Genomic DNA, 13077 nt, shown 5'->3' with positions numbered 1-13077 from the left:
CATCGCGTACGCAAGCAACGATCGTTCCTTGTTTCTTGCGCTTGCTTTCTATCCGTTGCCTCCCGCTGCGCCATCGACGACAAACATGCGCGCCTCCTGCGCGGCACCGCGCTCCAGCTTGATGGGTGCGTATTCGGATGATTCGTAGAACGCCAGGGCTTGAGCCAGCGAGGCGAACTCAAAGATGCCAGCCAAGGGTAACGGCTCGACGTCGCCTTCCAATTTCCGGGCTACCGGCCCGAAGTGGACGATGCGTCCGCCGGCTGCCTGCAAGGCTGCCTGGAAGCGTGGGGCCAGTGCGGCCTGCCTGGCGGGGTCCTTGATGCGCAGGTTGACGTGGACATAGGCCGTCATGACGAGCTCTCCTGTTAATAATGCATATACAGTATTGTGAGCGTCGTAACTTGTCGAGACTGCCCATGATGAAAGCCGCTGACTTCTATCGCCGCGTGGAGGCCGAGTGCCCGGCATTTCAGGCCCGGGTCACCGCCCGAGCCCTTACGCGTTATTACAACGCCTGTTTTCGGCCTTTGCAGATCACGGCCGAGCAGTTCAGCCTGCTGGTGGGTATTGGCGGCAGCCGGCAGCCAACGCTTGCCGAGTTGGCGGGGCGTGCCGGCGTGGATGCCACCACGTTGAGTCGAAGCGTAAAAGGCCTCCAGCGCAAGGGACTGGTGAACGACCACGGCGGGCGTGGACGTGCGGGCAAGCGCCTGGGGCTTACTGACGAAGGACGCCGATTGATGGGTGAAGCGATGACGATCTGGGAGCGCGCACGAGCCGGATTAGCCGAGGCACTCGGCGAAGACGTATCGCGTTCGGTGGGGAGCGTGCTATCCCGGCTTGCGCTTGCCGCGCAAACCGCCAGCGCCTCCCCCGCCACCTGAGGAGCGACTTCAGTGGCGAAGCCATCTGCGATTCAGTCGCAGATTGGCGGTTTTAAACTTCCAAGCCGCGATCCATGTGGCGTCTTGCATCGCGAATGAATTCGCTCTTACGCCGGATGTCATCGGCGACACGAGGATTTAAGCATCCAGGTCGCGATTACGCCACACCTGCCACGCGAGCGAATTCGCCTCCCCGACGACGAGCTCGCTCGGGATAAAACCGCGACGCTAGACCCCGCCGTCACAATCGGCGGCGCAGCCTGAACTCGCCACCCTCTAATCACACCTGTCATGAAACTGCGCCGCGCCGCCGTCATCGCTTTCATCGTCGCGATGCTGCTGATCCTGATGATCGGCGGTTATCGCGCGGCCATGCATGAAGAAGCAAGGCCCGACACCCGCCCGGCAGGAAGCGCCTCGACGGCGACGCCGGGCTGATCGGCGTCGCCGCAGTCGCGATCAGCGCTCGTGGGCGCGGGCAGCGAATTCGGTGGTGTCGAAGAAGTAGGCGTGCGCGATGCCTTGGGCGTCGATGGTGTCCAGGCGATCATAATGGTTGGGGCCTTGCACGAAGCTGCTCTGCTGCGTCACCTGCAACTGGCGCGCATTGACCCAGCTGTATTCCTCTGAGGTGGCGATCACATGGACGGCGGTGGCCGGCGATTCGCCATCGCCCGTGCGGGCAATGTCTTGCAGAATGCCGAAATAGAACAACGTCATTTGCGCCTGTTTGTCGGTCTGGCCGACCTTGCCGAGCAAGCCGCTATAGAAGCCGATCAGATCGACGACGGGAATGCTCTCGATCGGGCGCACGCGTTCGATCTTCTTGAGCGCGGCCAGCGCAAGGTCCGCACGGCCCTGCGCATCGAGTTGTGTGGCCTCCAGTTCGGCGGCGCGATAGAGACTGACCAGCGCCGGATACTTGAAGCTGCGGTCGGCCAGGAACTGCTTGCGTCGTTCATCGGCCACCCCGACGAACTGTTTCTGGTCAGGGCTGAGCTTGGAATCGGGAATCGGCGTGAAGATCGTCGAAGGCTTGGCTGCGGCCACGCGTGGATCGAGCTTGAAGTAGGCGGTGCTGAGACGGGTTTTATCCGGCAGGCCCTTGTAGCTCGCCCGTTGCAACTGGGCGCCTTGATAGAGCATGGAATCGACCTTGATATTGGTCGCCAGCAGCGCGTGCAGCCATTCGATCATGTCGGCGTTCATGATGATGCGCACCGGATCGTCCGGCGTGGCGCCGGTGCCGGTCTCGCCGCTATGCATCAACTGGTGCATCGACAATGCGCGGGTGTTGCAGGCCTCGGCATGCTTGGTATCGCCCATCTGCTGGTAGATGTTGGCGCGCAGGATCTGCAGATCCTCGCTGGGGAATCGATCCAGCGGTGCGTATCTTTCCAGCGCTTTGAGGTCCGCCATGGCGCCTTCGGTGTTATGCGCCGACAGCTTCAACTGGGCGCTATGGATCGCGCCAAGCAGTTCGTCCGAGACCTGTTGCAGATTGATCCGCTTGGCCGTGACCAGTCTTTCGCGCTCACGTTTGAACGCGTTCACCATCGCCGGATCGCCGATGGGTTTGTTGTAGAGCGCCGATTCGGCTTGAACACCCTGGGCCAGGCCCAGGCAAAGCAGGCAAAACACTAGAACCGAACGCATGACTGGATTTCCCTTGACGTGCCCGATACCGCGGCGGCCCGACTGGACGCCGGGTGGCGGCCTGTGACCGATTATTGTCGCGCCAGATGACAAGTGTTCCAAGTTCTTGCGTCAACCTGCCGTGACGGGTCGATCAACCTTGCAGCCGGGCAAACTCTGCACTGACCCAGTCGATGAATACCCGCACGCGTGGCGACAGTTGTCGATTATGCGGGTAAAGCGCATAGACCGGCGACGGAGCCGGGGGGTAATCGCGCAGTACCTCGACCAGTTCCCCACGGGCGATGTCGTCCAGGCGTCGATAGCGGGGCACTTGGATCAGCCCGAAACCCAGCTTGGCTAGCGCGGTGTAGGTGCGTGTGCCATTGACCGACAGGGTGGAGGGCAGGGTCACGTGGCGCCATGAGTCGCCGTCCTTGAATTCCAGCGGTATCGCCGATCGAGTGGCTGAGGATGTGTAGGCGATCATGCGATGACCCTCCAAGTCATCGGGCGTCTGCGGCGTGCCGTATTTTTCCAGATAGGCAGGGCTGGCCAGCGTGGTCTCCTCCAGCAGTGCTACCCGGCGGCCGACCATGCTGCTGTCGGTCAGTTGCCCCACGCGCAACACACAATCGACGCCCTCGCGGACCAGATCGACAAAGCGGTCACCCTCGCCGATATGGATGCGGATGTCCGGATAGCGCTCCAGGAAGTCCGGTAGACCGGGCAATATGAAATGCATGGCCAGTTCGCTGTTGACGTCCAGTCGCAGCAGGCCGGCGGGTTTCGCTCCCGTGAAGGCGGCCTCGGCTTCCTCGATCTCGGCCAGGATCGACAGGCAGCGCTGGTAATAAGCCTCGCCATCGAGGGTGGGGCGTACCTGGCGGGTGGTGCGCTGGAGCAGGCGCACACCTAGGCGAGCCTCCATTTGCTTGACCCCTTCGGTCACCGTCGAGCGCGGCAGCTCCATGTCCTGGGCCGCCAAGGTGAAGCTACGCCGCTCGACAATCCGCACAAATAGCCGCATGGCCTCGAATCGATCCATCAATTGTTCCCGATGGGCGAATAATGTTGCCAAATTAAAGCAGATTATCCCGAGGAATGAAAAGTCCATAGTGCGCCTCACCGGCGGGTCGGCCGCCTTCCCGATGAGGAGTGCAAACTATGAACCAGTCAGCGAACAACAAAGTTGCCATCGTAACCGGCGCGTCTCGTGGCATTGGAGCCGTTGTCGCCGAACGTCTGGCGCAGGATGGCTTCACTGTGGTCGTCAACTATGCCGGTAGCCAGCAGGCTGCCGAGGCCCTGGTGCGCAAGATCGAGGGGACGGGCGGCAGGGCGCTAGCCGCACAGGCGGACGTAGCCGATGTAACCGCCGTGCAGCGTATGTTCGATGCTGCGGAAACGGCTTTCGGCGGCGTGGATGTGCTGGTCAACAATGCCGGCGTGCTGCAGCAGGCCAAGATTGCCGATAGCAGTGACGATATGTTTGTCCGGTTGATCGACATCAACCTCAAGGGCAGCTTCAATACGATGCGCGAGGCCGGCAAGCGCCTGCGCGACGGTGGCCGCGTCATCAATTTCTCAACCAGCATCGTCGGTACCTACCTGCCCACCTACGGTTTGTATGCGGCCACGAAGGGCGCTGTCGAGGCGATGACGCGCATCATGGCGCGCGAGATGCGTGGCCGGCAGATCACCGTCAACGCCGTGGCGCCCGGTCCAACCGCGACCGAACTGTTTCTTGATGGCAAGTCTGACGACCTGGTCAAGCACCTGGCCAGCATGAACCCGCTCGAACGTCTGGGCGAGCCAGTGGATATCGCAAATACGGTGGCTTTCCTGGCCGGCCCCCAGGGCGGCTGGATCAATGGCCAGGTGGTGCGTGCCAACGGCGGCATGGTCTGACATCGCGCAGATATCGGGAGAGAGTCTATGAACAAGGTCATTCTCATCACGGGGGCCTCCAGTGGCTTCGGCTTGATGACGGCGCTGGCTTTGGCGCACGCCGGGCATACTGTTTACGCCAGCATGCGAGACGTCGTGGGTGCGAACGCGCCGCAGGTGGGTCGGCTGGCTGCGTATGCCAGTGAACACGAGGTGGATTTGCGCAGCGTCGAACTGGACGTGCTATCCGAGGCATCGGCGCAAACAGCCGTCGATACCATCATCCAGGCGCATGGGCGCCTGGATGTGATCGTCCACAATGCCGGGCACATGGCGTATGGTCCGGCGGAGGCTTTTACGCCCGAGCAGTTCGCGCATCTCTATGACGTCAATGTGCTGGGAACGCAGCGGGTCAATCGCGCTGCCCTGCCGACGCTGCGCGACCAAGGAGCTGGCCTGGTGGTATGGGTGTCTTCCAGCAGCACGCGCGGCGGCACGCCGCCTTACTTGGCGCCGTATTTTGCCGCCAAGGCGGGTATGGATGCCTTGGCGATCAGCTATGCTGGCGAACTGGCACGCTGGGGTATCGAGACGTCCATCATCGTGCCGGGCGCGTTCACCCAGGGCACGAATCACTTTACTCATGCCGGCGCGCCTGCCGATACGACGAGAGCGCAACTCTATGCGCATGGCCCGACAGCGGATGTTTCCGACACGGTGCTTAAGGGCCTGGCCGCGCTGGAGCCGGAAGATGCCGATCCGCAGGCAGTGGCCCGAGCGATCGTCGATGTGGTGAATGCACCGTTTGGCAAGCGCCCGTTCCGAGTGCACATTGATCCGTCGCAGGACGGCTCGGAAATCGTCAACGGGGTCGCTGATCGCGTGAGAGCCGAACTCTTGCGCCGGATCGGCCTGGAAGATCTGCTGCGGCCGCGGCTGACCGTGTAACAGCGATGCTTGACCGTCGTGGAAGCCGATGCGCCAGGCCCACCGCCTGGCGCATCGGCCTTCATGACGGGCCGTCAGCGGCCAGTGCGTGTCGTGTGATTGCCCAATTCAACGGCGTAGGCCACAGCCAGTCGCGCGAAGTGAGCTGCGTGCACGGTACCGCTACCGCTGCGCTCGATCGTGTCCTGCGCTGAATGGATGTATGGGTTGGATTGATCCATGCGTGCCTCGTGAGGAAACGAGGCCGGATAGCCATATCGCGTCCAGCTTTCGTGATCGGAACAACCGTAACCGCAACGGGATGCAGCCACGCGTAGTTGCGGCTGATAGATGGTCAGAAGTTGACGTAGGAAGTCGTTCTGGCGGCTATCGGTGAAGTCCTCGTAAATCCATATCTCTTCGTTTGAGCCTTTGTAGTTGGTCATGTCTAGCTGCATCACGCCCAGTACGTCGATGTTGCTCTCACGATGGTTCGCGGCGATCTCCCCGGAGCCCACCAAGCCGAATTCCTCCGCGGCATAGGCAATGAATTTCAGACTTCGCCGAGGTCGGAAGTCGTTTTCCAGAAGCACGTGCAGTGCTTCAGAAAGGCTGGCGATACCTGATGCATTGTCATCGGCGCCGGGCGCAACCGGCCCCTTGGCATCGCTATCAAGATGACCGCCAAGGACGATGAACTCATCAGGTCTTTCGCTGCCCTTGATGGTCAGTTCAACGGATTTTTGCGGTGTGCGAACGTGCGACACCAGTTTGACTTCGACATCTGTGCGATGCGCTGACCAGCCGCGCCACAGCTCAGCAATGATGCCAGGAGCTCGTGCACCGCCGTCGCTGTCATGACGGCGGGTGCGCAGTTGGGTTAACTGGTTGATCACCTGCGCCATACGAGGCTCCTGAATCTGTGCGCTCAAGTGCTGCACTATGTTGTGTTGGTCGATTTCATAGCCTGGGTAGGATGTCGGTGATTCTGCTAAGGCGATATCGTCGAACGCCCCATGCACGATGAAACCCGGCCCATGCGCGTGGGTGCTCCTCTGCGCGAGCATGCGCAGGTGCTCCGGCGCTACGAGCATGGCCTGGATGCCGGGAATGGCTGCGCGCTTTGAGACAAGTGCCGGAACGGCATCGAGCGTCAAGCTGCTGGTTGCGATGTTCGTAGCCGGCTGACTGATCCACAAGGGATCGGCTGCGGTGGCCGCTTGCGTGGCGCACATGCAAGCGGCCATGGCAAAGGGGATCTTCTTGATCATGGGGTCTCCAATGAGGCGGTATGAGTGACCATGCCGGTGCCACGCACATGGCGTATGCATTGGCGCATGCCGAGCGGGACATGAATGGACCAAGGCCTGGTATCGCCGATACCAGGCCTTGCCCTTTGATGATGCACCGATCGATCATGGATCGAAGTGGCACACCAGCGCTCTTAGATAGCCGTCACTGCGCCAGCGTGACCCCATAAGTGCAATCTTCGTTGTAGGCCTTCATGATGGCTTTGACCTGCTCGTCGCTGTATTCCAGTGTACGAGCGGCGATCAGGATGGCCTGGGCGACATCTTTCTGGTTGGATTGCCTGCCCGTCATAGCCAGCCCTGTGAGGAAGGCCTTGTCCATGGCGGCGCCGCCGATGGCATCGCGTGCCAGCAAGTTGCACGACGCAAAGTACTGGCCGGCGGTGTGCAAGGGGCCACCAAGATGATCGGGATAGCTATGGCCGATGTGCCAGTTGGTCACACGGCCGTCCCAGAAGGGGTTATGGCCATCCCAGTTGAACACCCAGTGATATTCCGGTGCGCCGACAGGCCACTGTTGCAAGTCGCGGCTGTAGCCGGCCGCCAGGTAGTCACCTACGCCTTCGGATAGGCCTTGCACTTGCGAGACGCCCCCGGTCAGCCAGTGATGAATGCCGTGCCCCAGTTCGTGGATAACCACGTCGGCATCCTGTGCGTCGTCGACGCCTCCCTGGCCGAAGGAAAGCTGTGCCGTCGCGGACGAATAATAGGAATTGTCGTCACCATTGCTACCATGCGGATCGAATTGCACGCCCCCGGCGTAATAGCGTGCGGGCGTCGCATCGACCCGCAGGGTCTGGGTGACGTAACGCATATATTTGTCGATGTGGTGATACGCATTGACGGCATCGAAGTAAGCATGGCTTCTCGTGTAGAGAAAACTGCCGTTCGACGAGCTCGGACAACTGTCGTCATGGGGCGCATCCAGGTCGATGCAGGCGGCGAAAGGTCCGGTCAAGGCATAGCCCTGGCTCGATAAAGTCAGATCTCGCAGGAGTACCTGCTTCAGGGCCGCTGTGAGTTGAGTAGAGTCCCGGTTGTTGTTGTCCGAGTAACCCATCTGCCCGTATTTGCTGTGGCTAGCCGATAGCGGATCGGGGTCGAACGCATGGCCGGTGCCGTCGAAGTAGGCTTTTTTATCCTCGGCGCGCAGGATGCTGCCATCGTTGCCGTCGACTAGCACTTCCCAGCCTCGGCTGATTACGCGCCAAGCCCGGTGTGTCTTGCCTTGAGCATCGAGATGGATCATCGGTTCGGGCGCGCTTTGGTCGGGATCATCCTGTCCTAGGTGACGATGGGCCAGACGTGAGGCTTCCTCGGCGTCGAGCGTGGCCGCCGCTGCCTGCCCCAGGCCGCGAATGGCGCTGTTGTCCACGAACAGGACACGGCCGTCGTTGCCGATAGTGATCGCGATATCGCTTCCGTATACCGCTGCATCACCGTCCATCTGTCGGAAGTGCAGTACCGAGAGCTGGTCCAGATGCTTGGTCCAATGCCACTGAAGTTGGCCTAGCTCCTGTTCGCTCAAGCCCATGCGCTCGGCGTGCTCAGCAAGAAACCTGGTGGCCAGCGCGCGTGCGTCGGCGTCTTTGTTGTGGCGGGCTGTCACCGGTTGGTACAACGTGGCCGCGCTGCCATCGGCGCGCAGGTGGCCGGCGTCCGTCGATGTTAGCGTCGCGGGAGTGGAAACGCCGACAGTTAGCGGTGACTTGTGCGAGGCGGGGCCGGCGGCGTGCGCCATGCTGTATGGCAGCGCAAGCGCGAGCGCAAGTGACAGGGTCTGGCGGGTCGATATGGTCATGCTTGCTTCCTTCGAGATCGATGAGGCCACAGCGTTTGTCCGGTGGCGCTTAAAGCATGCCGATGGTGTTGTTTGTCCCACAGCGGCGCGGCTGCATGATTCCGGTAAGCTAGCCGTCACGAACAATGTGAGGTGTTCCGTTATGAGTCTTGCCCAGCGCCGCATCCTGCTAGGTGTCACCGGCGGCATTGCCGCCTATAAGGCATGCGAGCTGGTGCGTCGGTTGCGTGACCTGGATGCCGAGGTGCGCGTAGTGATGACCGAAGGCGCGACGCACTTCGTCACGCCCACCACGTTCCAGGCTTTGTCAGGCGAGCCTGTACGCATAAGCCTGTGGGACGAACATGGCGAAGCGGCCATGGGCCATATTGAACTGGCCAAATGGGCCGAGCGCATCCTGATCGCGCCGGCGTCGGCCGATGCCATCGCCCGCCTGGCCCAAGGCGCTGCGAACGACCTACTCAGCACGGTCTGCCTGGCCAGTGCGGCGCCGGTCTACCTGGCTCCCGCCATGAATCAGCAGATGTGGGCGCATCCGGCGGTGCAGGCCAACATGGCCACGCTGCGCCAGCGCGGTGTGCGTCAGTTGGGACCGGCTTCCGGCGATCAGGCCTGTGGCGACATCGGCTCGGGTCGCATGCTGGAAGCCCTGGAATTGCGAGAGGCGATGCTGGCTTCGTTCGTCGGTGAAAGCCTGCGCGGCCTGAAAGTGGTCGTGACGGCCGGGCCGACTTACGAGGATATCGATCCGGTGCGTTTCATCGGCAACCGCAGTTCCGGCAAGATGGGTTTCGCGGTTGCCGAGGCAGCCGCCTATGCCGGAGCCCAGGTCGTGCTCATTGCGGGCCCGGTCAGCTTGCCGACGCCACCGTTGGTAGTCCATCGTGTGGATGTGCGCAGTGCCGCGCAGATGCACGACGCCGTACTCGAAGCCTGCGCCGATGCGCACATCTACATCGGTGCGGCGGCCGTTGGCGATTACCGTCCGGCCCATGTTGCCGGACAGAAGATCAAGAAGCAGGTCGGTAGCCAGGGGCTCACGCTGGAGCTCAGCGAGAATCCCGATATTCTCGCCGACCTTTCGGGGCGTGAGCGCAAGCCGTTCCTGCTGGGCTTCGCGGCCGAAACCCATGATGTCGCCGCTTATGCCAGAGACAAGCTGCAGCGCAAGGGACTGGACATGATCGCCGCCAATCAGGTGGGCGGTGGACAGGGCTTCGAGGCCGATGACAACGCGTTGAGCCTGTTCTGGCCAGGCGGTGAAGAGGCCCTGCCGCGTACGTCCAAGCGCGAATTGGCACGAAAACTGGTTGAGCGGCTGGCGCAGCGGTACGTCAATCGCTCGTGAGGCTGTCTCGCCTCGGCGAAGGGTGATTGCTTGGCGCGGCGCCGTCCTGGATCGATACGTCCTCCGATGGTGCCGTGTGTCGCATGGTTTACGTACAATCGCCTGTTCGGGCGTCGCACGCGGCGCATTTTTGAGGAATGGCATTGCTGTGAACACCGCGCCAAGCATTGAACTGCGCATACTCGATGAACGTCTGCACGAATGGGGATTGCCGACCTACCAGACCGACCTGGCCGCCGGCATCGACTTGTTCGCCTGCCTGGCCGAGCCGCTGGTGCTTAAACCGCAGGCACCGGCGGTACTGGTGCCCACCGGCTTGGCCATGCATATGAATACGCATGATTTCTGTGCACTGGTGTTGCCCCGGTCCGGGCTGGGTCACAAGCGTGGCCTGGTCATGGGCAATGGCACGGGTGTGATCGACGCCGACTACATGGCTGAATGCTTCGTCAGTGTCTGGAACCGGAATCCAGCCCTCAACGACAACCCGGACACGGATGCGAGCATTACCATCCAGCCAGGTGACCGCATCGCACAGCTGTTGTTCGTGCCTGTCGTGCGACCGACGTTCACCGTCGTGGAATCGTTTTCATCGAACAGCCGGCGGGGGCTTGGCGGTTTTGGCTCGACGGGCGTGAGTTAAGCTCGCCTGCAGAGGGCGGGCGACCGTCTGGCTATGGACAAATGAGGGGATAAGCATGGCGAAAACCAAGGAGAGCACGCGCTCCAGCCCCCCGGGCATGGACCTGCAAGGTCTTCTGTCGTTCGCGGCGGGCGTGCTGCTGCTGTTGCTCGGGCTGCTTTGCGGCTGGCAGACCTGGCTGATCGCCGATGAAGATGGGGCGCGGCAACGCCTGCATGCCGCCCAGGATGAAGCCGTGCAGAGCTTGCAGGGCGAGATCGCCATCGAGCATGGCAAGGTGCAGCAGGCCATTGCCAGTATTGATCCGACGCAGCCCCATGACCAGTTGATTGCGCAATTGCACCAAGCAGTGCCCCAAGCCAGCCAGATCGAGGTCTATTCGAGCGGGCTCGACGAAGTCGTGCACGCCGATTACCGCCAGTTCGGCTACAGCAAAGCCGCTCAGCTGCTGGCTGCTCAAACCAGCGATGGACAGACGCAGATGCAGACTGTCGGCGACGGCTCGGTGCGACAAGCCAGCCTCGTCATGCCGCTGGGCACAGCCGCCAGACCGCAGGCGTGGGCATGGTTTGTCCTGCCCTTCACGTCATTGCAACAGCGTTTCGAGTCCATTCGGGTCCCGGACGGCAGACTGGAGCTTCGCCAGGAGGATGACCGCATCGACCGCTTCCTGCTGGCACGCGGCAGCAAGGGGGGGGAGCGCGAGGCCTCCGGCAAGCCCGTGCCGGGCAGCACGTTCAATGTCATGGCGGTGGTCCCTCAGGCATACATCGTGTTGCCAAGGTCTACCGTCCTGGCTGCGTTTCTGACGCTCGTGGGCGTGGGGGCCGGTGGCTTCCTGATTCTGCTCTGGTGGCGTCGCCGCGTTAGAACATCCATCGTTATGGAAGAAACCGAGGAATTGATTTTGCCTGACGTGATCGAACACAAACCCGAACCCTCCAAGCCCGCCGTGGTGCGTCCCGCGCCCCAGGCCGCGCCGGCCCCGGCTGCGGCGTCGGTGGACCCGACGATCTTTCGCGCCTATGACGTGCGCGGTGTAGTAGGCAAGAGCCTGACGAAGGATGTTGCCCGCTTGCTAGGGCAGTCGATTGGCACTGTCATGCGCGAGAAGGGCCTGCGCGAGATTGTGGTCGGTCGTGATGGCCGTCTGTCCGGCCCGGAACTGACAGGTGCGCTCTCCGATGGTCTGCGCGAGGCAGGTATCGACGTGATCGATGTCGGCGCGGTACCCACGCCGGTGGTCTATTTCGCCGCATACCGTTTCAACACCGGCAGCGGCGTGGCCGTGACTGGCAGCCACAATCCGCCGGATTACAACGGTTTCAAGATCGTAGTCGGCGGCGAGACGCTCTCTGAGGGGGCCATCCAGGATCTGTATCACCGTATCGCCAACAATCAATTGGAAAGTGGTGGTCAGGGCAGCTTGCGCCATGTCGACGTCGTGCCTGATTACATCGAGCGCATCACCTCCGATGTGCAGGCCGAACGCCGGCTCAAGGTGGTCGTCGACTGTGGTAACGGTATTCCCGGCGCAGTGGCGCCGCAGGTACTCGAAGGCATCGGCTGCGAGGTGATTCCGCTGTATTGCGACGTGGACGGGACTTTCCCCAACCATCATCCTGATCCGTCGGATCCGCACAACCTCGAGGACCTCATCCTTGCCGTCAAGCAGGTGGGTGCGGACTTGGGCGTGGCCTTTGACGGTGATGGCGACCGTCTTGGCGTGGTAACCCGCGAGGGCGAAATCATCTTCCCAGACCGCACGCTGATGCTCTTCGCACGCGATGTGCTGTCACGCCAGCCAGGTGCGACGATCATCTACGACGTCAAGTGCACGGGTCATCTACGCGGACAGGTTCTCGATGCCGGTGGCAGTCCATTGATGTGGCGTACCGGCCACTCGCTGATCAAGGCGAAAATGCGCGAAACCAATGCAGAGCTCGCCGGTGAAATGAGCGGCCACTTCTTCTTCAAGGAGCGCTGGTACGGTTTCGACGACGGCATCTATGCAGGTGCGCGGTTGCTTGAAATCATTGCCGGTGATCTCGAAGAGCGTACGCCCGAGCAGATCTTCGCCACATGCCCGAAGGGTGTGTCCACACCCGAGTTGAAGATCGAGATGGCTGAAGGTGAGCATTACAAGTTCATCGAGAAGTTCCGCCAGATTGCGACCTTCGGTGATGCCACGCTCACCACGATCGATGGCGTACGTGCCGACTGGTCCGATGGATGGGGTCTTGTGCGTCCGTCCAACACGACGCCGATTCTGGTGCTACGTTTTGATGCCGATAACCCTGCCGCGCTCAAGCGCATCCAGGATGTATTCCGCCAGCAGTTGCACGCGGTCGACAAGGATCTGAAGCTGCCGTTCTAAATCATGCCTGCATCGCTTGCCGGGTCCTGCCACTATTCTTGGTTTCCCAGGTGGACTTACTCGCGAAGCAAGAGAGCTGCCATCTGCGATCATCGCAGATGGCAGCTCGACTAAAGTCGCTGCCCGCCAGGGCAGGGGAGCTTCAAGCGCCCGTGATCTGTGCTTCGTATGATGCCGTCTGCACCGAAACGACACTTTCAACAAGCGACGTTTAGATAGCCCCGGAATCAAACTCGCGCATTTAAGTATCAAATACAGG

Annotated in this window: 12 protein-coding genes; 7 read left to right on the top strand and 5 right to left on the bottom strand. The window is 61.6% G+C overall.

Going from position 1 to position 13077, the window contains the following annotated elements; translation table 11 throughout:
- Positions 1 to 48: 48 nt before the first annotated feature.
- Entirely contained in the window at positions 49 to 354 is a 306-nt protein-coding gene (locus tag VF436_RS07905; RefSeq protein ID WP_330903463.1) for a DUF1330 domain-containing protein, read from the bottom strand.
- A gap of 65 nt (positions 355 to 419) precedes the next feature.
- Between VF436_RS07905 and VF436_RS07900 the strand changes: the two genes are divergently transcribed.
- Both VF436_RS07900 and VF436_RS07895 read left to right on the top strand, forming a co-directional pair.
- Entirely contained in the window at positions 420 to 887 is a 468-nt protein-coding gene (locus VF436_RS07900; RefSeq protein ID WP_330903462.1) for a MarR family winged helix-turn-helix transcriptional regulator, read from the top strand.
- A 291-nt stretch (positions 888 to 1178) separates the two neighbouring features.
- Complete coding sequence (locus VF436_RS07895; RefSeq protein ID WP_330903461.1) at positions 1179 to 1325, top strand: hypothetical protein; 147 nt, start codon at positions 1179 to 1181, stop codon at positions 1323 to 1325.
- Positions 1326 to 1346: 21 nt separating this feature from the next.
- On the opposite strand, the gene VF436_RS07890 is transcribed toward VF436_RS07895, so the two are convergent.
- On the bottom strand, positions 1347 to 2543 hold the full coding sequence (locus tag VF436_RS07890) for a DUF4919 domain-containing protein (RefSeq protein WP_330903460.1): 1197 nt from the start codon (positions 2541 to 2543) through the stop codon (positions 1347 to 1349).
- A 133-nt stretch (positions 2544 to 2676) separates the two neighbouring features.
- Entirely contained in the window at positions 2677 to 3570 is an 894-nt protein-coding gene (locus tag VF436_RS07885) for a LysR family transcriptional regulator (protein ID WP_330903459.1), read from the bottom strand.
- 119 nt (positions 3571 to 3689) lie between these two features.
- On the opposite strand from VF436_RS07885, the gene VF436_RS07880 reads away from it, so the two are divergent.
- Positions 3690 to 4433 (top strand): SDR family oxidoreductase, encoded by a 744-nt coding sequence (locus tag VF436_RS07880; RefSeq protein ID WP_330903458.1) that lies wholly within the window; start codon positions 3690 to 3692, stop codon positions 4431 to 4433.
- 27 nt (positions 4434 to 4460) lie between these two features.
- Positions 4461 to 5360, top strand: a complete 900-nt coding sequence (locus VF436_RS07875) for an SDR family oxidoreductase (protein WP_330903457.1) — start codon at positions 4461 to 4463, stop codon at positions 5358 to 5360.
- A gap of 74 nt (positions 5361 to 5434) precedes the next feature.
- Here the strand turns inward: VF436_RS07875 and VF436_RS07870 are convergent, their stop codons facing one another.
- Entirely contained in the window at positions 5435 to 6610 is a 1176-nt protein-coding gene (locus tag VF436_RS07870) for a M20/M25/M40 family metallo-hydrolase (RefSeq protein ID WP_330903456.1), read from the bottom strand.
- A 184-nt stretch (positions 6611 to 6794) separates the two neighbouring features.
- Complete coding sequence (locus VF436_RS07865; protein ID WP_330903455.1) at positions 6795 to 8450, bottom strand: hypothetical protein; 1656 nt, start codon at positions 8448 to 8450, stop codon at positions 6795 to 6797.
- A 142-nt stretch (positions 8451 to 8592) separates the two neighbouring features.
- On the opposite strand from VF436_RS07865, the gene coaBC reads away from it, so the two are divergent.
- The 3 genes from coaBC (at position 8593) to VF436_RS07850 (ending at position 12818) form a co-directional block, all read left to right on the top strand.
- Complete coding sequence (coaBC, locus tag VF436_RS07860) at positions 8593 to 9798, top strand: bifunctional phosphopantothenoylcysteine decarboxylase/phosphopantothenate--cysteine ligase CoaBC (protein WP_330903454.1); 1206 nt, start codon at positions 8593 to 8595, stop codon at positions 9796 to 9798.
- A gap of 148 nt (positions 9799 to 9946) precedes the next feature.
- Positions 9947 to 10441 carry a dUTP diphosphatase gene (gene dut, locus VF436_RS07855; RefSeq protein ID WP_330903453.1) on the top strand — a complete coding sequence of 165 codons (495 nt, stop codon included), beginning with the start codon at positions 9947 to 9949 and terminating at the stop codon, positions 10439 to 10441.
- 55 nt (positions 10442 to 10496) lie between these two features.
- A complete protein-coding gene (locus VF436_RS07850; RefSeq protein ID WP_330903452.1) occupies positions 10497 to 12818 on the top strand; it encodes a phosphomannomutase/phosphoglucomutase in 2322 nt (773 codons plus the stop codon).
- The last annotated feature ends 259 nt before the right edge of the window (positions 12819 to 13077 follow it).

Source organism: Dyella sp., assembly GCF_036384435.1.
Classification (GTDB): Bacteria; Pseudomonadota; Gammaproteobacteria; order Xanthomonadales; family Rhodanobacteraceae; genus GSA-30.
This window is presented reverse-complemented; position numbering and strand designations above follow the sequence as displayed.